This is a genomic window from Rhodococcus sp. C3V (assembly GCF_029269915.1).
Lineage (GTDB): Bacteria > Actinomycetota > Actinomycetes > Mycobacteriales > Mycobacteriaceae > Rhodococcus_F > Rhodococcus_F qingshengii.
Genome location: NZ_JARJBE010000011.1, coordinates 54,985 through 80,006 on the forward strand (window position 1 = coordinate 54,985; position 25,022 = coordinate 80,006).

Genomic DNA, 25,022 nt, shown 5'->3' on the forward strand with positions numbered 1-25,022 from the left:
TGCACACATAGGACGGGTGGTTGCTGCACCGGGAGGCGGGGATCATGGATCTCGAAGCGATTGTTCTCATCCAAAGACTCAAGTACCGATACGCACGCGCCTTGGACACCAAATCGTGGGTCGAATTCGCCGACACTCTGACCGTCGACGCCACCGCGATCTACGGAGAACAACTCAGTTTCGATTCCCGAGATTCGTTCGTCTCCTTCCTCGAGAACACTCTCGGATCACACATCATCACCGAACATCAGTGCGGGCAACCCGAGATCGACGTCGACGGAGACACCGCAACCGGGATCTGGTGCCTCGCGGACACAGTGGTAATCCCCGAAGACGGCATGCTGCTTCGCGGATCGGCCTTCTATCACGACAGATACACCCGCTGCAGCGACGGTGAATGGCGAATCTCCCACACGAGCTACGAGCGGACCTGGGAATCGGTGGTGGCGCTCGCCGACATGCCGAGTTTCCGATTGACGTCCAACAAGTGGGCGCTGCTGCAGCAACCGTCGTTCGGCGACTCGGTAGTTCGCAACGTCTCCTGAGGTCGCCCGCGATTAGAGTCGGCTCATGGTTGATGCAGATTTTTCGCTGCCTGACGTACGGACGTGGATTCGCGGTATCCCCGCGCTGACCGGAACTCCGCCGCCCGCGCCCGAGTGTTTTCCGGAAAAGCCGGGGGAGTTGTTCCTCGACTGGCTCCGTGCGGCCGTAGCCTTCGGCGTCGTCGAGCCACACGTGTGTGCGCTCTCGACCGTGGACGGCGACGGTATGCCTGATTCTCGCTTCCTCATCCTCAAGGACGTGACCGAGGGTGGGTTCTGGTTCTCTGGTTCAGCTGCTTCGCCGAAAGGTGTTGAGCTGAAAGAAAATCCGCGAGCATCGCTCGCCTTCTACTGGCGCGAAACAGGCCAACAGGTCCGGATTCGCGGAACGGTTCGCGAGGGCGACGACGCACTTCGACGCCGAGACTTCGTCGAACGCTCCGTCACGGCGAGAGCGGTGGCGACGGCAAGTGAGCAGAGCGAGGTGCTCGAAGACTTAGGGGCGTACGACGCGTCGGTGGCCGCTGCGGAAGCAAGAATCAGCGACGACCCAGGGTTCGTGTCGAAGGACTGGCGTGCGTGGTGCCTCGAGCCGGAGTCTGTCGAGTTCTGGCAGGCAGACTCCGGGCGTCGGCATCAGCGGTGGTTGTACCGGCGCGGCTCGGACCGAGCATGGACACGAGCAGTGCTGTGGCCCTAAGTGACAGCTGGGTCGAGCTCAGCTGGCGCTGATTTCCGGTGAAACGAGGTTGACGACAATCGACTGTCCGCCCAGCTTGGCGTGGATTTCGGGATGTTCGAACCCCGAGGACAACAGGTAGCTGCCGAGCATCGTGAGCAACTCGTCCAGATCCGTCGTGGGGTCGGAGGAATGTGTGCTCGAGGGTGAGGCCTGATTTGCGATGAGTTCGGTGTGGGTGAGTCGACCGGCCACTCGAACGGCGGCTACGCCCATCGCGTCGCGACGTACGACGGTACGACTCCGAGTTTCGAGCGTCCTCGATGATTCGCGTGTTGAAGCTGGCACTGAAAGGTCCTCTCCGCTGCTGTGTGCGGCCGTGGTTCGGGCAGGAAGCGGAAACGTGAATGCATCGGATTGCTTGGGTGCGGTCGACAGAAAATCCGCTGTGGCGGTGGGACTGGTGGAACCGTTACCCGTGGAAAGGTTGCTCCCAGAACCATTGCTTGCAGAACCATTGCTTGCAGAACCATTACTTGCGGAGCTATTGGCTCTCGATCCGTTGCCGGAACCGTTGGGGCCCACTATTCCGTGAGAATTCTTGTCTTCCATTGTTTCGCTCCTGATGCCCGTAAACAGACCGCCGGTTTGCTTAATTGACGCAAACATACCAGGAGTTGGTTTACGGCCACACCCCTTGTGGAGTTCGGCGTTGAATGCGCAGCCACATTGCGAAGCCCCACAGGACGAAGAATGCATAGACCAGATAGAGGATCGCCGAAGGGTAATAGCCGGCTCGGAAAAGAAGCGGAACACCAACGGCGTCGACGCCGATCCAGATGAGCCAGAATTCGGTCCAGCTGCGCGCCATGCCGTATGTCGCGAGGATGGAGCCGGTGAAGATCCAGGCCTCCGCCCACGCTCCGTACGAGCCGAGGAGGTCGAAGATCCAGGCGAAAGCGATTGTGCCGCTGGTCATGACGGCGATCATGGCGACGCGCTCGCGAGTTGTCGCCCAATGGGGCAGGACTGCGCGACCGGAGTCGCGTGCCCCGCGTCGCCACTGAGTCCACCCGTAGACGCTGACGGTGATGAACAACAACTGACGGCCGGCCTGGCCGTAGAGATTGAGCTCTTGCGGAGTGTGGAAAAGTGCGCCCATGAACACCGTGAACAACAAGGCATTTCCGGCTATACCGACGGGCCACGCCCATACCGAGCGTCGCGCGCCCGCGATCGCGGAGCCGATTCCGAACGCGTTTCCGATGATCTCTCGCCAGAGAATCGTGGCGCTGCCGATGTGCAGTTCGGCGTCGAACAGCGCCTCGATCAGGCTCATCAGTCCGCAGCAGCGACGAGGGGTTCGAGCGTCAGATCCGGGAGTTCCTTCTGGATGTACTGCAGGCGCCACTTGTCACTGACCAGGGCGAGCAGAACACCGTCGGAACGGGTGAAGACCTCCACACCGCGCTGACGGTTCAGTTCGACCTCGGACGCGGCGTCGGTACGGCGAGCCAATGCGTAGCCGAGCGGTTCCATCTTGGCCTCGACGTTGAACTCGGCCTTCATGCGCGCTGCGACGACCTCGAACTGCATCGGGCCGACAGCCGCCATGACGGGGGAGGCGTCGCCGCGGATGTCGTTGCGGAGAATCTGGACGACGCCCTCGGAATCGAGTTGGTCGACAGCACGGCGGAACTGCTTGTACTTGCCGGCGCTTTCGGCGCGCAGGATCGAGAAGTGTTCCGGCGCGAACGACGGAATCGGCGGGAACTCCACCTTCTTCTCGGTGTACAGCGTGTGGCCGGGTGCGAGTGCGGTGGCGTTGACGAGGCCGACGACGTCGCCGGGGAACGCGGATTCGACGGTGGAACGTTCACGTCCGAATACCGTCTGGGCGTACTTGGTCGTGAAGGGCTTGCCGGTTTGGGCGTGTGTGACAACCATGCCGCGCTCGAACACGCCGGAGACGATGCGCATGAACGCCAGACGGTCGCGGTGCGCGGTGTCCATACCGGCCTGGACCTTGAAGACGACCGCACTGAACGGATCGGTGACCTCGCGCGGCTTGCCGCTGAGGTCTTCGCGCCCACGCGGCGGCGGCGCCAATTCGACGAGGGTGTCGAGGATCTGGCGGACGCCGAAGTTGAGCATCGCGGACGCGAAGATCACCGGGGAAGTCTGACCGGCGAGGAACATCTCCTGATCGTGGTCCTGGCCGGTAGCGGAGAGCAGTTCACTCTCCTCGGCCGCGGTCTCCCACTCGGAGCCTTCCTTGGCGAGCGCCGCGTCGGCGTCCATGACCTCTTCGGGGGCGATCTTCGCGCCGCCTGCGGTACGGGTGAAGCGGACGTACTCGCGAGCCTCACCGTCTTCACCGCGCCGCAGCAGTCCGCGGAAGTCGCCGGCGATGCCGACCGGCCAGTACAGGGGGGTGGGTGTGAGGCCGATCCGTTCGCTGATCTCGTCGAGCAGTTCGAGAGGAGTCTGACCGGGACGGTCCCACTTGTTGATGACGGTGATGACCGGAATGCCGCGGTGACGACACACCTGAAACAGCTTGAGCGTCTGCGGTTCGAGGCCCTTGGCAGCGTCGATGAGCATGACCGCCGCGTCGACGGCGGTCAGGACGCGGTACGTGTCCTCGGAGAAGTCGGAGTGACCGGGGGTGTCGACGAGGTTGATGACGTTGATCTGCTCGTCCGGGGTCTCGGAGGAGTGGTAGTTGAACTGCAGTGCGGTGGAACTGACGGAAATGCCGCGGGCTTTCTCCATCTCCATCCAGTCCGAGACCGTCGACTTGCGGCCTGCCTTGCCGTGGACGGCTCCTGCCTCCGAGATCTTCTTCGCGTGCAGTGCCAGCGCTTCGGTCAGCGTCGACTTTCCGGCGTCGGGATGCGAGATGACGGCGAAGGTGCGGCGACGCTCTGCCTCGGCGGACAGGCCCTTGGTCGTCGTCGTGACCGCGACCGACCCGCTCTCGGTTGAATCGGGGCCTTCGGTGTCGGACTGGACAGTCGAGTCGGAAGGGACGGTCGAGTCGGACGGGGTAGTCAACGAAGAACCTCTCGAAGTGGGCGTCGGTGCCGGCGACGTGCCGGTGCGCGGACAGGTGGAGAGTGCGGCAGCACAACAGAGAAAGGATACTCGCAGACCAGGATGCAATAGCCACTGCGGCGTAACACTCGGCGAACGATCGCTGATTATCCATGTATGTGTGTGTTCGAACACACAGCCATTTGTGTCCTGCGAAGAGTTGCACTGATCGAAGAGTGACACTGACCGAGGAGTTGCGTTGAGCAAGTTCACCGAAGAGATGTATGCGACCGCCGCAGTCACCGACCGCGGCCTGGTGACGGGAGAGCCGGACAACGCTTTCCGTCAGACCTGGGGCGACATCCACCAGGAGGCTCGGCGCATGGCCGGCGGCCTGGCCGAGGTCGGTATCGATCGCGGCGTCGCGATCGGCATTCTCGCCGGACAGCCCGTCGACATCGCACCTGCCTGCCAGGCGACGTGGATGCGCGGTGCGTCGGTGACGATGCTGCATCAGCCGACCCCCCGAACGGATCTGGGCGTCTGGGCTCAGGACACCGAGACTGTGATCGACATGATCTCCGCGAAAGCCGTCATTCTGGGTGCGCCCTTCGACGCGGCCAAGCCGCTCCTCGAAGAGCGTGGCATCACCGTCGTGACGGTGGACGAGCTTCGCAGCGGAACGTCGATCGATCCCGTGGAGACGGCCGAATCGGATATCGCACTCCAGCAGTTGACGTCCGGTTCCACCGGTTCGCCCAAGGCCGTGCAGATCACGCACGAGAACTTCTACACAAATGCCTACGCCATGATCAACCGCATCAAGTTCTCCATCGAGGACGACGTGATGGTGAGCTGGCTTCCGCTCTTCCACGACATGGGCATGGTCGGCTTCCTCACGGTTCCGATGCAGGTGGGCGCAGAGGTCATCAGCATCACGCCGATGGATTTCCTGCGCACCCCGGTGCTGTGGGCCGAGCTGATGGGCAAGTACGGCGGAACTGTCACCGCCGCACCGAACTTCGCGTACTCGCTCTTGGCTCGTCGACTCGCACAGGCGGAAGACGGGGCAGTCGACCTGTCCAGCGTCCGATACATGTGGAACGGCGCCGAGCCGGTGGATCCCGACACGATGGATGCACTCGCCGAGGCCGGTGCGCGTTTCGGTTTGAACCCGACTGCGCTGGCGCCCGTGTACGGAATGGCGGAAACCACGCTCGCCGTGTCGATTCCGGATCCCGATCAAGGTCAGGTCCTCGACTACGTCGATCCAGACTTTCTCGAATCGATGTCTCGAGCGGTGCCGTCCAATCGCCCCAACGCTCGTGCCCTCGCCACACTCGGCAAGATGGTGCCTGACCTCGAGGGACGCATCGTCGACCGTGACGGTCAGGTGCTTCCGGCCCGCGGTGTCGGAATCATCGAGGTTCGCGGCAAGGCAGTCACTCCCGGGTACGTCACGGTCGACGGACACAAGCCGGCCCAGGACGCCGACGGTTGGCTCGACACCGGTGACGTCGGGTACTTCACCGAGGAAGGACTGGTCGTGGTGTGCGGGCGTGTCAAGGACGTCATCATCATGGGCGGCCGGAACGTGTACCCCACAGACATCGAACGGGCGGCCGGAACCGTTGCCGGTGTGCGTCCCGGAAATGCCGTCGCGATTCGTCTCGACGCCGGCCAGAAGCGTGAGAGCTTTGCAGTCGCCGTCGAGACCAACGCTTTCGAGGATCCGGAAGAGGTCAAGCGTATCGAACGCGAAGTGGTCCACGCCGTGGTTGCCGACGTCGGTGTCCGACCTCGCGCCGTTGCGGTCCTGGGTCCCGGCAGTATCCCGAAGACGTCGTCGGGGAAGCTCCGCCGCGCCAATTCGGCTGCACTGCTGGGTAACTGACCGTCAGTGCAGGCGGTTCTGTGCGGCCTCCAACCCGAGTTCGAGCAGTAGCTCCACTGCATCCGCAGCCTCTTCGCATACGAGATCGAGTTCTTTTCGCTCCGTGGACGAGAACGGCTTGAGAACGTAGTCCGCCGGGTCCATGCGGCCCGGCGGACGACCGATCCCGACGCGCGTGCGCAGGTAGTCCTTGGTGGTCAACGAACTCGAAATGGACCGCAGGCCGTTGTGGCCGCCTTCGCCGCCGCCGAGTTTGAGTCTGATCGTCCCGAAATCGAGATCGAGTTCGTCGTGGACGACGATGATGTTCGCGGCGTCGACCGAGAAGAACCGTGCGAGACCGGCGACAGCGCCACCCGAGAGATTCATGTACGAGCGTGGTTTTCCGAGAATCACACGCCGGCCGGCGAGGCGACCTTCGACGATTTCGGCGCCACTCTTCTTGTGTACGTTGAACTTTCCGCCCATGCGCCCGGCAAGGGTGCCGGCGACCATGAAGCCGACGTTGTGCCGGGTCTTCTCGTACTGGGGGCCGGGATTACCCAGGCCGATGACGAGGGCGGTATCTGTGCTCAACGGACGCTACTTTCTGGCTTGTTTTTTCCTGCTACGCACGAACGGCGCGTCACTCCGAATCGGAATGACGCGCCGCGCGCAGTGAGTTCTGTTGGAACCGAGAGGATCAGGCCTCTTCTGCAGCCTCGTCGGCGGCGGGAGCTTCTGCGCCCTCTTCGAGGTCTGCCTCGGTGGGTGCAGCAACGACGTTGACGATCAGGGTGTCGGCGTCAGCCTGCAGGGTCGAGCCCTTGGGCAGTTCGAGCTGGCTGGCCAGGATCTGGGTGCCGATCTCGAGACCCTCGACCGAAACCTCGATCTGCTCGGGGATGTGAAGCGCGTCGGCCTCGATGGAGATCGTGGATGCGTCCTGCGCGACCATCGTGCCTGCAGCAGCATCGCCGACGACGATGACGTTCACGTCGATCGTGACCTTCTCGCCCTTCTTGATGACGAGGAGGTCGGCGTGCTCGATGTAGTTGCGGATGGGGTGCACGACGACCGACTTGGTCAGTGCAACCTGCTCCGTGCCCTCGATGTCGAGGGTGAGGATGGCGTTGGTGCCGTGTGCACGGAGGATGGCGGCGAAGTCGCGAGCCGGCACATTGAGGTGGCGGGGATCTTCACCGTGGCCGTACAGAACCGTGGGGACCTGGCCGTCACGACGTGCGCGGCGAGCTGCGCCCTTGCCGAATTCGGTGCGGACGACGGCGACGAGGTTGTTTTCTTCAGACATGATGAAACGGCTCCTACAACTCACGGGGTTCGTGCTCGGTTTACTGACGTGTGGTTTTGCCTGCGGCAAGGCGGACAGGCGCGCACACGGCCAGGAGCGAAACGCTCGAGCTGAGCCGTAGCCGCGTCGATCACGGTAAACCTGCAACGTGTGGAACTGCTGCGATTCACCCTCGCCGAGACAACTTCGGATACGTTACCGGAGTTTGCTCCCGGCCGCTAATCGCAGGTGGTGGGGACCTGGCCGTGTGGACGTGGTTCGCGTCACATCGAAAGCGGTAGCCTGACGGAGTGACCACCGTGGGGAACGCTCCCGAAGGCAGTCGGCTCGGTGCCGTCGTGCCGGGTACCGACCTGTCGCAGCATGCTCGCCTACTCAGTCGGGTGCACGACGCAGTTCTCTCCGGCCAGGAACCACCGGCGCAGCCGCGGACCGTCGTGGCGCGGTCGTGGTCGAGGGTGGCCGCCGGCGGGCTCACGCCGGATCACTGCGGTGCGTCTACTGTTGCCGATTTCTCCGAGTTGGAGGCGAGGCGTTCGCGTACCGCGCTGCGAAGCGTTCTGCCCGAACTGCGAACCACGCTCACCGAGGTCGCCGAGGACGCGGGCTTCATCGTGGTCGTTGCCGACGCCGACGGTGTCCTGCTCTGGCGCGAAGGGGCGAAGACCGTCAAACGTGCGGCGGACGCTCTCGGGTTCGCGGAAGGCGCACGCTGGTCGGAGCAGTCGGTGGGGACCAACGCGATAGGTACCGCGCTGATCGAAGACTCTGCGGTGCAACTCTTCTCGGCCGAGCACTATGCGCCCACGCATCACAATTGGTCGTGTACCGGCTCGCCCGTGCACGACCCACGGACGGGCGAGATACTGGGCGTGGTGGACATCAGTGGATCCGCAGCTTCGGTGCATCCCACCACCGTCGCGCTGGTGCGCACCGCGGTTCGCCTCGCGGAGGCGACGCTGTGGCGCGAGCACGCGGCTTCGCTCGAGCGCCTGCGCTCGCGGGCGGCACCGCTGTTCGCGGCAGGAACAGGTCCGGCATTGGTGGTCGACGAGTACGGCTGGGTGGCCGGCGCCAGCGGGATTGCCGCGCCTGACCGCGTGGCAGCACCCAGTGCGGGAAAGCCCGTCATCGTGCCAGGTCTGGGGATGTGTCTGCCTGAGCCGCTCGGAGACGGCTGGCTGTTGCGCACCGGCGTCGGCGGGCCGTTGATCGAGCTGGAGCTGGCCCTCGGCGCATCGCCGCAGGTGACGGTGCGTGGTGACGCCAACTGGACGCGCGCGCTTTCGCCGCGTCACGCTCAGATCTTGCGGGCACTGGCAGCCGTCGGTTCGGCAGGTGTGGATGCCGCAGGCCTGAGCGAAGTGCTCTTCGGTGATCGCGAGCATGTCGTGGCAGTGCGCGCCGAGGTGTCCAGACTGAGGAAACACCTCGGCGCGGTCCTCCAGACTCAGCCGTACCGCTTTGCCGAGGGCGTGCGAGTTGTGGTGATCTAGCGCGCCGCGCTGATTCCGGCACGACGTCCGAAGAAGCTGCCGTCGCCGAGACTTGTCCCGCTGGCGTAACCGCCCGCACAGACACCGGACGTGCAGCGACCCGCTGCGAAGAGTCCGGGGATCGGCGCACCCGAGACGTGCAGAACCTCGGAATCGACGGTGGTCTTCAATCCTCCCAGCGTGAATCCGCCTGTGCGGCCACGGAGATCGATTGCCGCGAACGGGCCGACGATCGGCTTCACCCACTCGGACTTCTTGCCGAGCACCGGATCCGAACCTTCAGCCGCGTGCCGGTTGTAGAGGTCGACGGTGGATTGCAGCGATCCGGCGGGCAATCCCATCTCGCCTTCGAGTTCCTCGACGGTCTCCGCCACCCAGCTCGGCTGCGCCCGCAACTGTGCACTGGACGATTCGGCATTCATGCCTTCCTCGTACGCAGCTTCGTCGATCACGAGGAATGCCTGGTTGTCCTGCTGGAACAGCGTTGCCTGGCCGATGCGGCCGGGGTAGGTGTCCTCGGGGATGTATCGCTGACCGCGGCCGTTGACAAGAATGCCGCGCACCATCAACTGCGGGTCGCAGAAGAACGCGACCTCGGTGGCGTCCATGTGTGCGGTGTCGGCGCCGAGTGCCTGACCGATCTGGATTGCGCGGCCGTCGTGCGCCTCGATGGAGGCCGCCGGGTGGCCGAAGATGCGCGGTGCGTTCGAGCGCACCATCTCGTTGTTGTACGCGAAGCTGCCCATCGCCAGCACGACGCCCTTGCGTGCGCGAATCGCGACGTCCTTGCCGTAACGCTTGGCGACGACGCCGACAACCCGATCGCCGTCTACCACCACAGTTTGGACGCGCAGATCGTATTCTGCTCGGACGCCGAGCTTTTCGGCCGTCTCGACGAGTGGCTTCATCAGCATGTAGCCGCCGCCCTTCTCGCCGGTGTTCTTCTCGGACATCTGCGGAACGTGTCCGCGGGGCGCGGGATCGACGAGGGTGTTGAACGGCGCGGCGTTCTCGCCTCCCGAGTACATCAGGCCGTCGTCGTACGGCGGTTCCCAGCCGGGCTGACCCCAGAACGATTCCTTGAACGGGACCCCGGCGTCGACGAGCCAGTTGTAGTGATCGACGCTGCCCTCGCAGTACGCGTCGATCTTCGTATCGTCGGTTCCGGGGCCGAGCGCTGCCTTCATGAACGTCTTCATGTTCTCGACCGAGTCCTCGAACCCGCACGCCTTCTGCAACGGCGTTCCACCGCCCAGGTAGATGAATCCACCAGCCAGTGACGCGGCTCCGCCCCAACCGCCCGTCCGCTCCAGGACGAGCACCTCGGCGCCGGCACGCGCTGCTTCGATCGCAGCGGTGACGCCGGCGATGCCGTATCCCGCGACGACGACGTCCGCCTCGTAGTCCCAGGTGGTGATGTCGGCAGCGGAGATCGGTCTGACGGTGGGGTCGGCCATGCGAATAGTCCTCTCGGAAGGCGAAACTGCTGATCACCCCACAGTTGCAGTTTCGACTTCCGCAGATCAGGCATGGTCCCGGTCAACGGGAGGTTTGCAAACTCCTCACCGCGCCCAGAAATGTGTCCAGGTCGGCTTCGTCGACGAAGTAGTGCGGCGATGCGCGAACCACGGCGTCGAGTCCGCGGGCATCCATGTCGAGGAGGGTGGACCCGCGACCGCTGACGGTGACGGTGATGTTCTGTGCTGCAAGCTGATCCCGAACCAGGTGCTCGGAAATACCGTCGACGGTGAAGGAAACGATGCCGCTCAGATGGGTTCCTCGATCGCGGACTTCGACTCCGGAAATCGCTGCCAGACCTTCCCTCAGCGTGACTGCTCGGGATTCGATCTGCTCCCACGCCGTGTCGGTGCCGATCGAGAGCAGATAGTCGGCGGCGACGCCGAGACCCAGGCGCGCCGCGACACTCGTTTCCCAGAGTTCGAATCGTGTTGCATCCGGCGCAGGGACGAAGCTGTTCTCGCCGGTCCATTCCGCTCCGTGCAGGTCCATCGCAGCGGGTTCGAGTGCGTCGACGAGTCCGGGGCGGACGTACAGGAATCCGGTTCCGCGTGGCCCGCGGAGCCACTTGCGGCCGGTTGCGCTGAGGGCGTCGACGCCGAGTTCGGTGACGTCGATGGGCAATTGGCCGACGGACTGGCATGCGTCGAGCAGAACGAGCGAGCCGTAGGCCCTCGCGAGTTCGACGACCTCGCGGACGGGGTTGATCAGGCCGCCGTTGGTGGGGACGTGGACGACGGAGACGACGCGAACACGATCGTCGAGCATGTTCTCGAGTGCGTCGAGGTCGATGCGTCCGTACTGATCGCTCGGGATGATCTCGACGTGGGCACCGGTCGAACGCGCCCGCCCCAGTGCAGCGATGGCGTTGCTCGCGTATTCGACTCCGCTGATGAGGATTCGATCACCGGGTCCGAGCGGAACGGCAGCGAGGAAGTCGTTCCACGCACGGGTCGCGCTGTCCGTCAAAGCGATATCGGTTGCCTGAGCACCGATGACCCGGGCCAGCGAATGGGGAACAGCAGCGAGGGCGCCGCTCTGACGAGCAGCTGCGACGTATCCGCCGACGTCGGCTTCACGTCTCAGGTGCTCGATCATCGTGGTCAGCACCGGCTCGGGCGGGAGCGAGGATCCCGCGCTGTCGAGGAACACCTTGTCGAGGCATCCGGGAGTGTCGCGGCGGATCGTGTCGAGATCGAACATGGCACCTTCCGTTCATGTCGGTGTGGTTCAAACTACCTGTGAACGAAGCTGTCCCGATGGAGCGAAGACTGGGCACGTCCGATGCCGTAGTGATCGGCCTCGGCGCGATGATCGGCGCCGGAGTCTTCGTGGTGTTCGCGCCCGCTGCCGCAGTAGCCGGTACCGGGTTGCTTGTGGGCCTGGCGATTGCAGCGTTCATCGCATTCTGCAACGCGACGTCGTCGGCGCAGCTTGCGGCCAGATACCCCACGTCAGGTGGGACCTACGTCTACGGACGTGAGCAGCTCGGACCCTGGTGGGGGTTTGCCGCCGGCTGGTCGTTCGTGATCGGGAAGACCGCGAGTTGCGCGGCAATGGCCCTGACTTTCGCGACGTATGTTGCGCCTACCGCCTGGCGTGTTCCCGCCGCGGTATTGGTGGTGGCGGCGCTGGTTGCAGTCAACTACCGCGGAGTGACGCGGACGGCGCACATGGCCAGGGTGATCGTCGCCGTGTCGGCGACAGCACTGTGCGTAGCGCTGCTGGTTGCCGTCGTCGGTCCTGGTGCGGTGCGCGAGCTCCCGGATCTCGCGTTCGGGTCGTGGTACGGAATTCTGCAATCGGCGGGACTGCTGTTCTTTGCCTTCGCCGGGTACGCCAGGATCGCGACGCTGGGGGAGGAAGTGCGTGATCCGCGTCGAACGATTCCGCGGGCGATCCTGATCGCACTCACCGTCGCCGTCATCCTCTATGCGCTGGTAGCGGTGGTGCTGTTGGTGACGCTGGGACCTGATCGGCTGGCGAATTCGGCGCGACCACTGGCAGATGCGGTGGGCGCAGTCGGTTGGAGTTGGGCCGTTCCCGTAGTGGTGATCGGTGCCACGGCGGCGTCGGCGGGGGCGCTGCTGGCTCTGATCGCCGGCGTGAGTCGTACGGCGATGGCGATGGCCCGCGAGCGCGATCTGCCAGTGGCCCTCGCTGCAGTCCATCCACGGTTCGGGGTCCCTCACCATGCGGAACTTGTGGTCGGTGCCGTTGTGATCGCCTTGGTCTCGACAACCGATCTTCGTGGGGTGATCGGCTTTTCGTCGTTCGGAGTGCTGCTCTACTACTTCGTCGCGAACGTGAGTGCGTACAGCCAACGCGGTGTGGACCGGATGTATCCGAAGTGGCTGCAAGCGGTCGGCGCGGCTGGTTGTGTCGTTCTGGTGGTCACACTTCCGTGGATCGCGGTTGTTTCCGGGGCAGGTGTGGTTCTGGCCGGTTGTGGGTACCGGTGGATACGACTGAAGAAATTCAACGACACGTAACACCACAAAGGGTGCATCTCGGACGTTGGCGTTCTATCGTCGGTAGCGACCGCGAAGACCGCCCGAAGGGGAAGTCGAATGGTGACAGCAGCGTTGACAGCAGCACAGACCACGCAGGTGGATTCACGTCCTGCGGCCGAGGCCTACGTCGGTGGTGTGTGCTTCAAACAGGGGCCACCCCGTTTGGTCGGAGCTGAGCTCGAATGGCTGACCAGCCAGGTTCCCGGTGGGGAGCGGCCGTCAGCAGCGACTCTGGCAAAGGCACTCGGGCGACACGCACCCACCAGTATCGACCCGGATTCACCAGCGGTTCCGCTTCCTCGTGGCAGCCTCGTCACCGTAGAACCTGGCGGACAGATCGAACTCTCGTCAGCGCCGCGGACGTCCGCCCGAGAACTGTGTGACTGTCTCGACGAAGACCGTCGTACTCTCGAAACACTCCTCGCGTCGTACTCCATCGAAATTAGTTCTGCCGCGGCCGACGTCGCCCGCCCACCTTCCCGGATTCTCCGGTTGCCACGTTATTGCGCAATGGAATCCCGCTTCGCCGGGATAGGACCGTACGGCACCTTGATGATGTGCAATACAGCAGCAGTGCAGGTCAGTGTCGATGCCGGCGGCAGCCCGGAGTCCATTGCCCAGCGTTGGCGGCTCCTCGGGGACATGGGGCCGGCGCTCATCGCTGCGTTTGCGTGTTCTCCACGCTTGCAAGGGGTTCCGAGAGGGGATTGGGCGTCCCAACGCATGCGGACGTGGCTCGAACTCGATTCCTGGCGAACGGTCGCAGTCCCGGAAGTGCAGGACTACGCCGGCTGGGCGCTCGATGTTCCGCTGATGTGTGTGCGAAACGAGGGCGACGATTGGACGGCTCCGCGGGGTGCCACTTTCGGGGACTGGATAGACGGCACTTTCGATGCCGAGATCGGACGCCGACCCGTCTGGGCGGACTTGGACTATCACCTGTCCACGCTGTTCCCGCCGGTTCGCGCTGTCGGCCATCTGGAGGTTCGCTACATCGATGCGCAGCCGGAAGATCTGTGGCGAGTACCGGTAGCAGCGATCGACGCGTTGCTGTCCGGGCCTGCCGTGATGCGTGAGGCGAGTGATGCCGCAGCGTCGACGGCCGGGAGATGGCGGGATGCGGCAGAGTACGGTTTGGACGACGTCGAACTGCGTTCGGCGGCAACCTCTCTGATGTCGCTTGCCGCGTCGTACGCGCCGGAGCCGCAGTTCGTCCGTCTTCTCGATGCCGCAGCCGAACGGTGTTGTCGCGCAATTGTGCCCGGTGAGAGCGACACATGACGGGGGAGATCACCAAGGAAGCGGTCGAGGCCGTACTTCTGCGAGCGCGTGAACGGTCGACTCTGCTCACCGACTGCGTCGACGATACCGAATTGGTCGCTCAGCATTCCCCGTTGATGAGTCCGCTCGTGTGGGACCTGGCGCATATCGGCAATCAAGAGGAACTCTGGCTGGTGCGAGATGTCGGTGGCCGCGATCCGGTGCGTAGCGACATAGACGAGCTGTACGACGCGTTCAAGCATTCGAGATCGTCGAGACCCACACTTCCCCTGCTCAACCCGGCCGAGGCGCGCGAATACGTACGTACGGTTCGCGGGAAGGTCTGGGATGTGCTCGAAGCCAGCACCTTCGGACGCACAGAACTCGACATGGACGGTTTTGCCTTCGGGATGATCGCGCAGCACGAGCAGCAACACGCCGAAACCATGCTCGCAACACACCAATTGCGTTCGGGACCCACGGCACTCGTTGCGACACCCGCTCCGCAAGCGGCCCGCATGCCGGAACTCGACGAGGTCACGATTCCCGCCGGCCCCTTCGTCATGGGGACCGACGACGAACCGTGGGCACTCGACAACGAGCGCACGGCGCATCAGGTCTATCTCACCGACTTCGCGATCGACAGATTCCCGGTCACCAATGGGCAGTTCGTCGAATTCATCGAGGACGGCGGCTATTCCCGACCGGAACTGTGGTCTCGAGACGGTTGGCGGCATCGCGTCGACGCGAAACTCCGTGCACCGCTGTTCTGGGAACGCGACAGTTCGGGTTGGTGGCACGAGACTTTCGGCGTCGAGGCGCCGGTCCCACCGGACAAGCCCGTCGTGCATGTGAGCTTCTACGAAGCCGAGGCCTACGCGAGTTGGGCAGGCAAACGGCTTCCCACCGAGGCGGAATGGGAAAAGGCCGCGCGGTGGGATCCGGAATCCGGAAGATCGCGACGATTCCCGTGGGGGGACGTGTCCGCAGACGAGAATCATGCCAATCTCGGTCAGCGCCATCTCGGTCCCGCCGGCGTCGGCTCGTACCCGGCGGGTGCGTCGGCAGCGGGTGTCGAGCAGTTGATCGGTGACGTGTGGGAGTGGACGTCTTCGGGTTTCCATCCGTATCCGGGTTTCCGGGCCTTCCCGTATCGGGAGTATTCGGAGGTGTTCTTCGGCGGCGACTACAAAGTGTTGCGAGGGGGATCGTTCGGGACCGACAGCGTTGCCTGCCGGGGGACGTTCCGCAACTGGGACCACCCGATCAGGCGCCAAATCTTCTCGGGTTTTCGCTGCGCCAGAACGATTTCGGGTAGATCCTGACATGTGTCGGCACCTCGGGTATCTCGGGCCGCCGCGTTCGGTTCGTGAACTCCTCCACGACGGCGAGAACTCACTGATGCGACAGTCGTGGGCACCTCGCGAGATGCGTGGCGGCGGGACCGTCAATGCCGACGGATTCGGCGCGGTGTGGTGGAACGGTGGAAGGCAGGGACGGTACCGCAGTATCTCGCCGATCTGGTCGGACCCGACAGTCGACGAGACGTTGTCCCACATCGTTTCCGGATCCGTTCTCGCCGCCGTACGTTCCGCGACGGAGGGGATGGCCGTCGAGATCGGTGCCTGCGCACCGTTCGTCGACGGAACCTACGCTTTCAGCCACAACGGAGCGGTATCCGGTTGGCCTGGCTCACTCGCCGACTTGGCAGCAGAAGTTCCGGCCGTCGAATTGCTGAAGATGCCCGCGCCGACGGATACTGCCTTGTTGTGGACAGTGCTTCGGCATCGGTTGAAGTCGAAGCCCGCGGAAGCCGCCGTGACGAGCCTCGTTCACGATGTGGCTGCGGCGGCACCGGATTCACGATTGAACCTCCTGTTCGGCGACGGGCAGGAACTGTGGGCCACGGCGTGGGGCCACACGTTGTACACGCGGGTCGACGAGTCGCGGGCCCTGATCGTTTCCGAACCGTTCGATCGTTCGCCGGACTGGGAGCAGGTGCCGGACCGGCACATCGTCTGCGCGCGTCCCGGCCATTTGATCATCACCCCGATACCGATGGGAGAACAATGAAAACCCCTACGCTCGAGGTTTATCTGACACCGGCCGAATCGGTCGACGCATTGCGAGCCGAGGCCAGGGAGGGCTTGACCGCTACGCCGAAGTGGCTCTCGCCCAAATGGTTCTACGACGCGCGTGGAAGTGAACTCTTCGAGGAGATCACGGCCTTACCCGAGTATTACCCCACCCGTACCGAACGCGGCCTGCTCGCTCGGTACGCCGACGAGATCGCGGCGTTGACCGAACCCGAGATCCTGATCGAACTGGGTTCAGGTTCCTCTGAGAAGACGCGGTTACTCCTCGACGCGATGACGGCTCTCGGAACTCTGCGAACGTATGTACCACAGGATGTTTCGGTGACGGCCCTCGAAGGTGCGGCGCAGCAAGTCGGTGCCGAGTTTCCCGGAATCGACGTGGTCGGGGTGGTCAGTGACTTCACCGGTTCGCTGCATCATCTACCCGGGGGCGGACGGCGCGCAGTCGCTTTTCTCGGTGGAACTCTCGGCAATCTCGTTCCGGCAGAACGCGCCGAGTTCCTCTCGGGCATTGCAGCGGTGCTCGATCCCGGTGAGAACCTGATCCTGGGCGTGGGATTGGTGATCGATCCCGCAGTCCTCGTGCCCGCCTACGACGACGCTGCCGGTGTGACTGCTCAGTTCAATCTCAATGTTCTCTCGGTCCTGAACAAGCAACTGGGAGCGAACTTTCCCTTGGAGGACTTCCGTCACGTCGCGCTCTGGGATGCCGAGAACGAGTGGATCGAGATGCGCCTGGAAGCACTTCGTGAAGTCTCGGTGCATATCGACGACCTGGATCTGGAGATCACCTTCGCAGCGGGCGAGCAGCTGCGCACCGAGATCTCGGCGAAGTTCACCGAGGAGGGGATTGCCGCGGAACTCGCGTCCGCGGGCTTCGGGGTACGGAAGGTGTGGACAGATCAGGATCAGCGCTTCGCGCTGTTGTGCGCGCAGCGGGCGTGAAGTGGGCGCTTGTCAGAGGATGCTGTCTCCTCCTAGAAGTGTCTCAAAAGTTCTGTAGGCGGCAATATTTGAGAAGTGTCGAGAGTAGAGATCTGCGGTGCCAGTATGGACAGCGTCCGACACCGGCGCAAGATCCACGAGATGCGCGAGTTTTACATAGGACTGGTCATCGCTCGCGCCGAGCGGATACTCCCGCTCGCCGGCCTTGCGCTCGAATTTTGACTGCGCCTCAGCGGGGTCGCCAGCCCAGATGAGATAACAGTCCTCTCGGTAGAAGCACCCGACCCCGTCATTCTTCCCCAACTCGAATATCGCTATGCCGAAGTACGGTTGATCTCGTGTCGGATGCTGAGTCATGCGATTGAACGTAGTGACATCGGAGCGCAAAAGGTATCGGTGAATACCCCGGGATTTCGCAAAAACTTGTCGGTGGGCGCCCGTAGAATCGCTCATATGTTCGAATCGAAGACTTCCGCGGACGCGCTGTTTCGGCAGCATGTGGAAATCGCGCGCGCCCACTTCCTCGAGATCGACGCGGTCACTGCGCTGTACTTGGACCGTTGTGAGGAGGATGCCGCGGTTGGAGTCAATGAGGCTTTTCGGGGTCAATTCGCGCACGTGGAGATCGCGTCGATACTGAGCATTACGGAGTACGCCGCGCAGAAAATGATTGCACTGGGATGTGACCTGCGCTGGCGACTTCCGCGGGTGGCGGCCGCTTTTGCTTGCGGTGACATCGATCTGGCCAAAGCGATGGCACTGTCCGAAGCTCTCGCCAACGTCTCCGAGCACGCGCTCGATGACATCGAGCGACTCCTCGTGGACGGTGCCTGCCGTGTAACCGGTAACAAGTTGAAGGCGCGCGCACGAGGTCTCATTGCTCGGCACGACCCTGATGGGGTGCGTGCCAGGCGAGTTCGTGCGGAGGCGGATCGGGACGTTCGGACGTGCGCGTCGCACGACGGTATGTCGACTCTGGACGGAATGCTTCCAGCGGTCGGCGCTCAGACTTTGGCCACCAGGCTCCGTGCGATGTCGATGCAGGTCTGTGGTTCCGATCCGAGAACTTTCGGGCAACGGCGTGCCGATGCACTGATCGCATTGGCGGAAGGAAAGACGTCGTTGGATTGTCAGTGCGACGGCGATTGCACCCGTAGGGATGATACGAAGACCTCCGCGCTCCCGATTGCGACAATTCTTGTGGGTGTCAACGCTTCCACCCTGCTCGGATTCGACGACCTGCCAGGCTATTTGCAGGGGTACGGCCACATCGATGCCGACCTTGCGCGCGCGATCGCCGCGGACGCCACGTGGCAGAGAGTCCTCACCCTTGCACCGTCCGAGGTGCAACATTGTTCGACTGCGGGGGCAGTCGGACCGGTGCTCGGCGTGGGTCGGTCGATGCGCTCACCGGAGATATTGCCCGCTGCGGCAAGGGATAATCGCTCGAGAAGGAACAGTGGTTCGCGGCGCGGTGAATCCACGTACCAGCCGTCCGCGGCGTTGGCGACGATTGTTAGGACGCGAGACGGTACGTGCCGCTTTCCGAATTGTGTTGTGCGTTCTGATAGTTGCGATATCGATCACACGGTGCCGTTCGATCACGGCAACCCCGCTCAGGGAGGGCCCACTGCAGAACGGAACTTGGCCTGTCTGTGTCGAAAACATCACCGACTGAAGACGTTTGGCAGGTGGACAGTGAAGCAAATCGGAGGTGGTCTTCTGGAGTGGAAAGATCCGTCAGGACGACGAACGGTTACCGCGCCCGTAGGCCCATTCTGTGACCCCGAACTGAGGTTGCCCGACGCGGCGAGACTGCATTTGACGGACGACGATGCGCTGGAACGACGTTTCGGACTTCGGGACAGGGGAGTGGAAGCGGATCTCGAATACCTCCTGGACTGGAGTGTGCCCGGCTGGCGGAAGGCACGATCTGCATCAAGACGTAACGCATCCCCACTGGCGAACGCTTTGCCGGAGTTTGCCGACTTCTGAAGGGGTTTCGTTTCTCCTGTGGCCTGCGGGTATAGCGAGAGGGCCCGAAAAATGGTGTTTGTCTGTTTATAGTGAGGCGCAGAACGGTTTCCGACCCGAGGAGAACGCGTGCGTCATCCGAAGCTCGCCGCATTGACCGTGGCCCTGACTGCAGTACTGGTGATGCCGGTAACGCAGAGCGTGGCTCAACCATTCCCCTTCGACCCCGGCAGTTTCGGCAACGGAAGCACCGGATCGTTGGGGAGCGACGACCCGGACATACCCATCGAGGACACCCTCCCGCAGTTGTCGGTCACCACACTGGTCGACGGACTCGACCACCCCTGGGACGTGGTGGCGGCCCCGGACGGTGCAATCCTGACCGGACAACGATCCGGCGGATTCTTCGTTCGCCGAGGCGACAACACGACAGGTCCAGTCGCTGCTGACCTTTCGGATCTCTACGCGCAGTCCGAAACCGGGCTCATGGGCATCGCGCTTGCTCGCGACTTCGCTCAGTCGCGCACCCTGTACACCTGCCAAGGATTCAGTGCTGGGGGAGTCACGGACGTTCGAGTGATCGCGTGGACCGTCGACGCCGGATGGACCGCACTCACGCGAACCGGAACTGTATTGCCAGGAATCCCGGTCTCGTCCGGGCGTCACGGGGGTTGCCGAATTCTTGCGGCGCAGGACGGAACGCTGTTCGTCGGGACGGGTGACACCGCGACGCCGAGCGTCCCGCAGGATCCGAATTCGCTGGGCGGCAAGGTCTTGCACATCAACGCCGACGGAACTCCGGCGGCGGGGAATCCGAATGCTTCCAGCCCGGTCTACACGCTCGGGCACCGCAACGTCCAAGGCTTGGCCGTGCAACCCGGAACCGGCCGGGTGTACTCGGTTGAACAGGGCACAAGCGTCGACGACGAAGTCAACCTGCTTACCCCCGGCGGAAATTACGGCTACCGCCCGGATCGGCTTCCCGGAACGTACGACGAATCCGTGCCGATGACCGATCCCGTGCGAGTGCCGGGAGCAATTGCGGCGGTGTGGCGTTCGGGTAGCTCGACGTTGGCTACCGCCAGCGCTGCCTTCACCGGTGGAGCTGCATGGGGTGCCTGGGACGGTGCGCTCGTAATGGGTGGCCTCAAGAGCAAGGAACTGATCTTCCTCCGCCTGAGTGCCGATGGACGCTCGGTCGACGCGCAGACCTTCGGGTTGGAGAACCAGTTCGGTCGCTTGCGGTCGGTGACCCCGACGCCCGACGGCTCGCTCCTGGTGACCACCGACAACGGCGCCGGCGACAAGGTGCTGCGGGTGACGCCCACGCCCTGATCTTCAGTACCAGGCGATGACCCGGCACGGACCACCGGAACCACCCGCATGCGTCGGCGCTCCCACCATCACCGTGGCGCCGACGGCCGGAAGTGCGGACAGATTTGCGAGGGCTTCGACTGCGTACTTTCCTGAGCCCAAAGCGCTTCGGTGAGCCCCGTGGGTGGTGCTTCGGCCCGCGTCGATGCTGAGGGTGTCCGAGCCCACGGCGACGATGTTGCGCTCGCGGACGAGAAAGTCGATCGCCTCGGGGTTGAATCCCGGTGTGTGTTGCACGCCGAGTGGATCTCGATTCGTGAAGGCGCCACCGGCACCGGCCCGGTTATCCCAACCCGAGTTCATCGCGACCAGGCTGCGGGGAGCGATCGTCCCATGGACGGCTTCCCAATCGAGGATGTCCTGGTGGGTGAGCAATGTGTCAGGGTCGGCGGCGGCGCGGGCGCTGATGTCGACGACCGCAATCGGTACGACGAGGTCGGCAACCGGAATCTTCTCGACGGTGATCCCGTCCGCACTGGCGTGTGCGGGCGCGTCGATGTGAGTACCCGTGTGTTCCTCGAGGCGGAGTTCGTTGAGGTAGAACTTTCCACCTGACCCGGCGGAGCCGAGCGAGCCCAGAGACCCGCCGGCGTCGGCGATCTTCGCCAGGTTCCTCATCTCGAACGAGCGCGCGCCCGGCCACACCGGGAACTCCGGCGTCAGTACGTGTGTCAGATCGACAATGGTCCGACCCGATGGCGTTGCCGACGCAGCGGGCTGTACAGCGCCGGCCATGACGGTCGCGCCGAGGGCACCGGTGCCCAGCGCCGCGAACATCGATCGACGGCTGATCTTCCTGCCCTCGCGTCCGATCGATTCGTAGACCTCCGACAAGACCTTCGGTGAGCACATCAGAAACTCCAGATCACTGGGATCAACACCGTTGCAACTATCAGGAACCACAACAACATCGGGAGTCCGAGCTTCCAGTAGTCGCCGAACTTGTAACCACCAGGGCCCATCACCATCATGTTCGCGGGAGTGGCTACAGGCGTCAGGAAGGAGGCCGCGGCAGCGACGGTGACCGTCATCAGAAGGGGCAGCACCGAGATGTCGAGTTCGATGGCGACCGAGATCGCGATCGGCGTGATGATCAACGCGGTTGCAGTGTTGCTGATCAGCTGGCCCAGAGTCGCCGTCACGACGAAGAGTCCAGCGACGACGACATACGGGCTTGCCCCACCGACGACGTCGACAAACGCATGCGCGAGCTTTTCGGCCGCGCCGGTCTGCTGGATTGCGGTCGACAGCGGGATCATTCCGCCGACGAGAATCAACGTGGTCCACGAGATGGACCGATGCGCCTGCTCGACGCTGATGACTCGTAGCAGCACCATCGCACATGCCGCGAGGAGTCCGGCTATCGCGGACGGCACCAATCCGAACGTCAGCATCACTACCATCGCCGCAACGACGACGAGAGCGATGACCGCGCGGGTTCCCAACGGGGCTGCCTGCTTACGGATCTGGGCAGGTGCGTCGACCACGAGGACGTTCGGATCGACGGAGGTGTGGGTGTCGAGATCGTCCCAGCTTCCTTGCAGGAGAAGCGTGTCACCGGCCGCCAACTTGACGCCCTTGGGGCCGCAGTCCTCACCGGCGCGCTGGACTGCGAGTATCACCAGATCTCCACTGTCGGTCACCATGCCCGGAAAAGCCCTGTCGCCGATCATTTCCGAGCGCGGCGGGATGATCACTTCGACCACGCCGTCGTGCTTGGTGATCAAGGGCTCTGCGGACGGCGCATCCTTTCCCATGAGCTGATACTGCTTCGCGAGGGTCTTGGCATGCCGGCTCAGGTCAGGCGACATCGACGTCCCCGCACGATGGGGGAGGACGTGAGGACCGAGAAGTACGGCGATCGCAATCGTTCCCAATACGAGCGGCGCACCGACCAAGGTGAAACTGAAGAACCCGAAAGCACCGGCCCCGGATTCCTCGGCGGCTTCGGAAACGATGATGTTGACCGGTGTTCCGGTCAAGGTGAGCATCGATCCGGCATGGGCGGCAAATGCCAACGGCAGAAGCAGTTGTGACGTCGATTTACCGAGACGAACCGCCAAGACGACCACCATCGGTACCAACGCGGCCACGGCCCCGTTGACGCTGATCAATGCGGTCAACGCGGCAACCAGCAACATGATCGCACTCACGAGACGGACTCGGGATTCGCCGACTTTCGCCAGCAGTTTCTCGCCCGCCCACGTGGTGACACCGGTGGCGTCGAGGGCTTCGCTGACGACAAAAAGCGCGGCGATGAACACCACCGTGGGATCGCCGAATCCGGCGAGCGCCTGCTCCATCGTGATCACACCGGTGGCGTACAGCGCCAGGGCAGTGCCGATCGCGATGATGCCGACCGGGATTCGGCCGATCACGAACAGCGCCACGACCAGTGCAAGCACGACGAAAGTGATGGTGATGTCATTCACGATTCGTAAAGGTACCTGCTCATACAGAACGGCCCCGTCTCGCAAGTGAGACGGGGCCGTGGGACGGACGCGAGGAGAATTAGTTGGAGGCGGCGATGCGGGCCTTCTCGAGAGCGGCCAGCGTGCGAAGAACCGTGGCCTTCTGCTTGTTCAGATCGCTCAGTCGTGCGCGAGCCGGCAACCCTTGTGCGAGTTCGGCGACCTTGATCTGCTCGTCGATCGAACCGAGCTGATCGAGAAGCCCTAGGACGCGCGTCTGGAGCGTGTCGATGTCCACGGTGTCGGTCTTGACCGGAGCGGCAACACGCGTCGCTGTGCCCGTGCTGGCGGGGCGGGAAGCGCGTGCGGGTGACGTGTCGGCGACAACCGTTGCGGCGCGGGGCCGAATTGCCTTGCGAACAGCGGCCGCATCAGGAAGGACGTCCATACGGATCTCGTTCAGGACTCGGCGGGCCTCGCGTGCGTTGACGCGGTACTCGCGCTCTTCGTCGTCGTCGGACTGCAGCGTGCCGCCGAGCGGGCGCAGACCGTACATGCCGAGGAAGCGCTTGGCGTCGTCGATGATGCCTTCGTTTTCACGGCATTTTCCGCAGCGGGGTTCGTTGCGGAACATGTCCACGGAGTTGTCGTCTCCGCACCAGACACAAGATCCTGGGCGCCACCGCCGGATCGTCGGAACTGATGAATTCAGGGAATGAGATTCGGGCCGGGATTCCAGGGTTTGCGCGTCGATCACGACGAGCCACACTAGGCGAAGATTGCGGCGCGGTGAACACCGCCCCAACATCGACCTGGGTTTCTCGACGGGAGCGTGATCAAGATCATGTCAATCGTCGCATTCGGTGGTATTCGTGTGTCCCACAGGTGGTTTCATGATGACCGGGTGGTCTGTTTCTGAGACCTTCACGAAGACGACGACGGGCGCGTACCGGTGACCGTGAAGTCACAGGTACGCGCCCGTAGTGCGGCGTGAGACTAGGCGCTGCCGTTGAACAGCGAAGTCACAGAACCGTTCTCGAAAACTTCCTTGATGGTGCGAGCGAGCAGCGGTGCGATGGACAGCACCGTCAGCGTCGGGAACTTCTTCGACTCGTCGATCGGAAGTGTGTTGGTGACAACAACTTCCTTCGCGCCACACGTCGACAGACGCTCGGCCGCAGGGTCGGAGAGGACGCCGTGGGTTGCAGCGATGACGACGTCACCTGCACCGGCCTCCTTGAGCACCTTGACCGCGCCGGCGATGGTTCCGCCGGTGTCGATCATGTCGTCGATCAGGATGCAGGTGCGACCTTCGACCTCACCGACGACGCGGTTGGACTTGACCTGGTTGGGTACCAACGGATCGCGCGTCTTGTGAATGAACGCCAGCGGTGCTCCCCCGAGCGAGTCGGCCCACTTCTCGGCGACACGAACGCGGCCCGAGTCGGGGGACACCACCGTGATGTTCTCGAGGTTGTAGCCCGCGCGAATGTGGTTGGCCAACTGGCTGTGTGCGTGCATGTGATCGACGGGGCCGTCGAAAAAGCCCTGGATCTGATCGGTATGCAGGTCGACCGTGATGATGCGATCGGCGCCGGCGGTCTTGAGCAGGTCGGCAATCAAGCGAGCGGAGATCGGCTCGCGTCCGCGATGCTTCTTGTCCTGGCGGGCGTACGGGTAGAACGGAAGAACGGCAGTGATGCGCTTTGCCGATCCACGCTTGAGAGCGTCGATCATGATGAGCTGCTCCATCACCCACGTGTTCAGCGGTGCCGGATGACTCTGCAGGACGAACGCATCGGAGCCGCGAACCGACTCTTCGAATCGAACGAAGATCTCACCGTTCGCGAAGTCGCGCGCGGTCTGCGGGGTGACGCGGATGTCGAGTTCCTTCGCCACCTGCTCCGCCAACTCGGGATGTGCGCGACCCGAGAACAACATCAGGTTCTTCTGGTTGTCGATCCAATTCGCAGTCACTGGTTCATGCCGT

The 25,022-nt window shown here is 63.5% G+C and carries 23 protein-coding genes; 11 read left to right on the forward strand and 12 right to left on the reverse strand.

Annotated elements, in window-relative coordinates; translation table 11 throughout:
* The first annotated feature begins 44 nt into the window (after positions 1 to 44).
* Both P3G66_RS24940 and P3G66_RS24945 read left to right on the forward strand, forming a co-directional pair.
* Positions 45 to 545 (forward strand): nuclear transport factor 2 family protein, encoded by a 501-nt coding sequence (locus P3G66_RS24940; protein ID WP_003946235.1) that lies wholly within the window; start codon positions 45 to 47, stop codon positions 543 to 545.
* Positions 546 to 570: 25 nt separating this feature from the next.
* Entirely contained in the window at positions 571 to 1,245 is a 675-nt protein-coding gene (locus P3G66_RS24945) for a pyridoxal 5'-phosphate synthase (protein ID WP_003946217.1), read from the forward strand.
* An 18-nt stretch (positions 1,246 to 1,263) separates the two neighbouring features.
* On the opposite strand, the gene P3G66_RS24950 is transcribed toward P3G66_RS24945, so the two are convergent.
* The 3 genes from P3G66_RS24950 to P3G66_RS24960 all read right to left on the reverse strand — a co-directional run bounded on the left by P3G66_RS24950 (position 1,264) and on the right by P3G66_RS24960 (position 4,281).
* The gene (locus P3G66_RS24950) at positions 1,264 to 1,836 is read right to left on the reverse strand and encodes a hypothetical protein (RefSeq protein ID WP_050794098.1); all 573 of its coding nucleotides are present in this window, start codon (positions 1,834 to 1,836) and stop codon (positions 1,264 to 1,266) included.
* Between the two features lie 70 nt (positions 1,837 to 1,906).
* Positions 1,907 to 2,563 carry a nicotinamide riboside transporter PnuC gene (pnuC, locus tag P3G66_RS24955; RefSeq protein WP_276117260.1) on the reverse strand — a complete coding sequence of 219 codons (657 nt, stop codon included), beginning with the start codon at positions 2,561 to 2,563 and terminating at the stop codon, positions 1,907 to 1,909.
* On the reverse strand, positions 2,563 to 4,281 hold the full coding sequence (locus tag P3G66_RS24960) for a peptide chain release factor 3 (protein WP_007728924.1): 1,719 nt from the start codon (positions 4,279 to 4,281) through the stop codon (positions 2,563 to 2,565). Before P3G66_RS24960 ends, pnuC begins: the two co-directional genes overlap by 1 nt.
* 238 nt (positions 4,282 to 4,519) lie before the next feature.
* Between P3G66_RS24960 and P3G66_RS24965 the strand changes: the two genes are divergently transcribed.
* Positions 4,520 to 6,154, forward strand: coding sequence for a fatty acyl-AMP ligase (locus P3G66_RS24965; RefSeq protein ID WP_007728923.1), 1,635 nt, complete (start codon positions 4,520 to 4,522; stop codon positions 6,152 to 6,154).
* A 3-nt stretch (positions 6,155 to 6,157) separates the two neighbouring features.
* Here the strand turns inward: P3G66_RS24965 and pth are convergent, their stop codons facing one another.
* Positions 6,158 to 6,730 carry an aminoacyl-tRNA hydrolase gene (gene pth / locus P3G66_RS24970; protein WP_003946229.1) on the reverse strand — a complete coding sequence of 191 codons (573 nt, stop codon included), beginning with the start codon at positions 6,728 to 6,730 and terminating at the stop codon, positions 6,158 to 6,160.
* 106 nt (positions 6,731 to 6,836) lie between these two features.
* The gene (locus P3G66_RS24975) at positions 6,837 to 7,445 is read right to left on the reverse strand and encodes a 50S ribosomal protein L25/general stress protein Ctc (protein WP_003946242.1); all 609 of its coding nucleotides are present in this window, start codon (positions 7,443 to 7,445) and stop codon (positions 6,837 to 6,839) included.
* A gap of 290 nt (positions 7,446 to 7,735) precedes the next feature.
* Here P3G66_RS24975 and P3G66_RS24980 point away from each other — a divergent pair, with 290 nt between their 5' ends.
* On the forward strand, positions 7,736 to 8,941 hold the full coding sequence (locus P3G66_RS24980) for a GAF domain-containing protein (protein ID WP_075834005.1): 1,206 nt from the start codon (positions 7,736 to 7,738) through the stop codon (positions 8,939 to 8,941).
* On the opposite strand, the gene P3G66_RS24985 is transcribed toward P3G66_RS24980, so the two are convergent.
* Complete coding sequence (locus tag P3G66_RS24985) at positions 8,938 to 10,398, reverse strand: FAD-dependent oxidoreductase (RefSeq protein ID WP_054188787.1); 1,461 nt, start codon at positions 10,396 to 10,398, stop codon at positions 8,938 to 8,940. The genes P3G66_RS24980 and P3G66_RS24985 overlap by 4 nt on opposite strands.
* Before the next feature lie 82 nt (positions 10,399 to 10,480).
* Positions 10,481 to 11,662, reverse strand: coding sequence for an aminotransferase class V-fold PLP-dependent enzyme (locus tag P3G66_RS24990; RefSeq protein WP_007728914.1), 1,182 nt, complete (start codon positions 11,660 to 11,662; stop codon positions 10,481 to 10,483).
* 14 nt (positions 11,663 to 11,676) lie between these two features.
* Here P3G66_RS24990 and P3G66_RS24995 point away from each other — a divergent pair, with 14 nt between their 5' ends.
* The 5 genes from P3G66_RS24995 to egtD all read left to right on the forward strand — a co-directional run bounded on the left by P3G66_RS24995 (position 11,677) and on the right by egtD (position 17,273).
* Positions 11,677 to 12,951, forward strand: coding sequence for an APC family permease (locus P3G66_RS24995; RefSeq protein WP_276117261.1), 1,275 nt, complete (start codon positions 11,677 to 11,679; stop codon positions 12,949 to 12,951).
* Between the two features lie 78 nt (positions 12,952 to 13,029).
* Positions 13,030 to 14,253 (forward strand): ergothioneine biosynthesis glutamate--cysteine ligase EgtA, encoded by a 1,224-nt coding sequence (gene egtA / locus P3G66_RS25000; protein WP_047270292.1) that lies wholly within the window; start codon positions 13,030 to 13,032, stop codon positions 14,251 to 14,253.
* Entirely contained in the window at positions 14,250 to 15,557 is a 1,308-nt protein-coding gene (gene egtB, locus P3G66_RS25005; RefSeq protein WP_003946306.1) for an ergothioneine biosynthesis protein EgtB, read from the forward strand. Before egtA ends, egtB begins: the two co-directional genes overlap by 4 nt.
* 1 nt (position 15,558) lies before the next feature.
* Positions 15,559 to 16,305: an ergothioneine biosynthesis protein EgtC gene (egtC, locus tag P3G66_RS25010; protein ID WP_276117262.1), complete on the forward strand. Its 747-nt coding sequence runs from the start codon at positions 15,559 to 15,561 to the stop codon at positions 16,303 to 16,305.
* Positions 16,302 to 17,273: an L-histidine N(alpha)-methyltransferase gene (gene egtD / locus P3G66_RS25015; protein WP_276117263.1), complete on the forward strand. Its 972-nt coding sequence runs from the start codon at positions 16,302 to 16,304 to the stop codon at positions 17,271 to 17,273. The genes egtC and egtD overlap by 4 nt, the downstream gene beginning before the upstream one ends.
* Positions 17,274 to 17,285: 12 nt before the next feature.
* Here egtD and P3G66_RS25020 read toward each other — a convergent pair whose 3' ends face one another.
* Positions 17,286 to 17,630 carry a DUF4288 domain-containing protein gene (locus P3G66_RS25020; RefSeq protein WP_276117264.1) on the reverse strand — a complete coding sequence of 115 codons (345 nt, stop codon included), beginning with the start codon at positions 17,628 to 17,630 and terminating at the stop codon, positions 17,286 to 17,288.
* Between the two features lie 96 nt (positions 17,631 to 17,726).
* Between P3G66_RS25020 and P3G66_RS25025 the strand changes: the two genes are divergently transcribed.
* Both P3G66_RS25025 and P3G66_RS25030 read left to right on the forward strand, forming a co-directional pair.
* Positions 17,727 to 19,268, forward strand: a complete 1,542-nt coding sequence (locus tag P3G66_RS25025; RefSeq protein ID WP_276117265.1) for an HNH endonuclease signature motif containing protein — start codon at positions 17,727 to 17,729, stop codon at positions 19,266 to 19,268.
* A 108-nt stretch (positions 19,269 to 19,376) separates the two neighbouring features.
* Positions 19,377 to 20,582 (forward strand): PQQ-dependent sugar dehydrogenase, encoded by a 1,206-nt coding sequence (locus tag P3G66_RS25030; RefSeq protein WP_047270295.1) that lies wholly within the window; start codon positions 19,377 to 19,379, stop codon positions 20,580 to 20,582.
* 3 nt (positions 20,583 to 20,585) lie between these two features.
* Here P3G66_RS25030 and P3G66_RS25035 read toward each other — a convergent pair whose 3' ends face one another.
* The 4 genes from P3G66_RS25035 to P3G66_RS25050 all read right to left on the reverse strand — a co-directional run bounded on the left by P3G66_RS25035 (position 20,586) and on the right by P3G66_RS25050 (position 25,009).
* The gene (locus P3G66_RS25035) at positions 20,586 to 21,473 is read right to left on the reverse strand and encodes a cyclase family protein (protein ID WP_276117266.1); all 888 of its coding nucleotides are present in this window, start codon (positions 21,471 to 21,473) and stop codon (positions 20,586 to 20,588) included.
* Entirely contained in the window at positions 21,473 to 23,053 is a 1,581-nt protein-coding gene (locus P3G66_RS25040; RefSeq protein WP_218694759.1) for an SLC13 family permease, read from the reverse strand. The genes P3G66_RS25035 and P3G66_RS25040 overlap by 1 nt, the downstream gene beginning before the upstream one ends.
* A gap of 79 nt (positions 23,054 to 23,132) precedes the next feature.
* On the reverse strand, positions 23,133 to 23,666 hold the full coding sequence (locus P3G66_RS25045) for a hypothetical protein (RefSeq protein ID WP_058226039.1): 534 nt from the start codon (positions 23,664 to 23,666) through the stop codon (positions 23,133 to 23,135).
* Between the two features lie 362 nt (positions 23,667 to 24,028).
* Positions 24,029 to 25,009 (reverse strand): ribose-phosphate diphosphokinase, encoded by a 981-nt coding sequence (locus P3G66_RS25050; RefSeq protein ID WP_003946284.1) that lies wholly within the window; start codon positions 25,007 to 25,009, stop codon positions 24,029 to 24,031.
* Positions 25,010 to 25,022 lie beyond the last annotated feature (13 nt).

Coding starts and splice junctions, on each gene's coding strand:
- P3G66_RS24940 (WP_003946235.1), top strand. CDS start 45: ATGGATCTCGAAGCGATTGTTCTCATCCAAAGACTCAAGTACCGATAC.
- P3G66_RS24945 (WP_003946217.1), top strand. CDS start 571: ATGGTTGATGCAGATTTTTCGCTGCCTGACGTACGGACGTGGATTCGC.
- P3G66_RS24950 (WP_050794098.1), bottom strand. CDS start 1,836: ATGGAAGACAAGAATTCTCACGGAATAGTGGGCCCCAACGGTTCCGGC.
- pnuC (WP_276117260.1), bottom strand. CDS start 2,563: ATGAGCCTGATCGAGGCGCTGTTCGACGCCGAACTGCACATCGGCAGC.
- P3G66_RS24975 (WP_003946242.1), bottom strand. CDS start 7,445: ATGTCTGAAGAAAACAACCTCGTCGCCGTCGTCCGCACCGAATTCGGC.
- P3G66_RS24985 (WP_054188787.1), bottom strand. CDS start 10,398: ATGGCCGACCCCACCGTCAGACCGATCTCCGCTGCCGACATCACCACC.
- P3G66_RS24990 (WP_007728914.1), bottom strand. CDS start 11,662: ATGTTCGATCTCGACACGATCCGCCGCGACACTCCCGGATGCCTCGAC.
- P3G66_RS24995 (WP_276117261.1), top strand. CDS start 11,677: ATGTCGGTGTGGTTCAAACTACCTGTGAACGAAGCTGTCCCGATGGAG.
- egtA (WP_047270292.1), top strand. CDS start 13,030: ATGGTGACAGCAGCGTTGACAGCAGCACAGACCACGCAGGTGGATTCA.
- egtB (WP_003946306.1), top strand. CDS start 14,250: ATGACGGGGGAGATCACCAAGGAAGCGGTCGAGGCCGTACTTCTGCGA.
- egtC (WP_276117262.1), top strand. CDS start 15,559: ATGTGTCGGCACCTCGGGTATCTCGGGCCGCCGCGTTCGGTTCGTGAA.
- egtD (WP_276117263.1), top strand. CDS start 16,302: ATGAAAACCCCTACGCTCGAGGTTTATCTGACACCGGCCGAATCGGTC.
- P3G66_RS25020 (WP_276117264.1), bottom strand. CDS start 17,630: ATGACTCAGCATCCGACACGAGATCAACCGTACTTCGGCATAGCGATA.
- P3G66_RS25025 (WP_276117265.1), top strand. CDS start 17,727: ATGTTCGAATCGAAGACTTCCGCGGACGCGCTGTTTCGGCAGCATGTG.
- P3G66_RS25035 (WP_276117266.1), bottom strand. CDS start 21,473: ATGTGCTCACCGAAGGTCTTGTCGGAGGTCTACGAATCGATCGGACGC.
- P3G66_RS25045 (WP_058226039.1), bottom strand. CDS start 23,666: ATGTTCCGCAACGAACCCCGCTGCGGAAAATGCCGTGAAAACGAAGGC.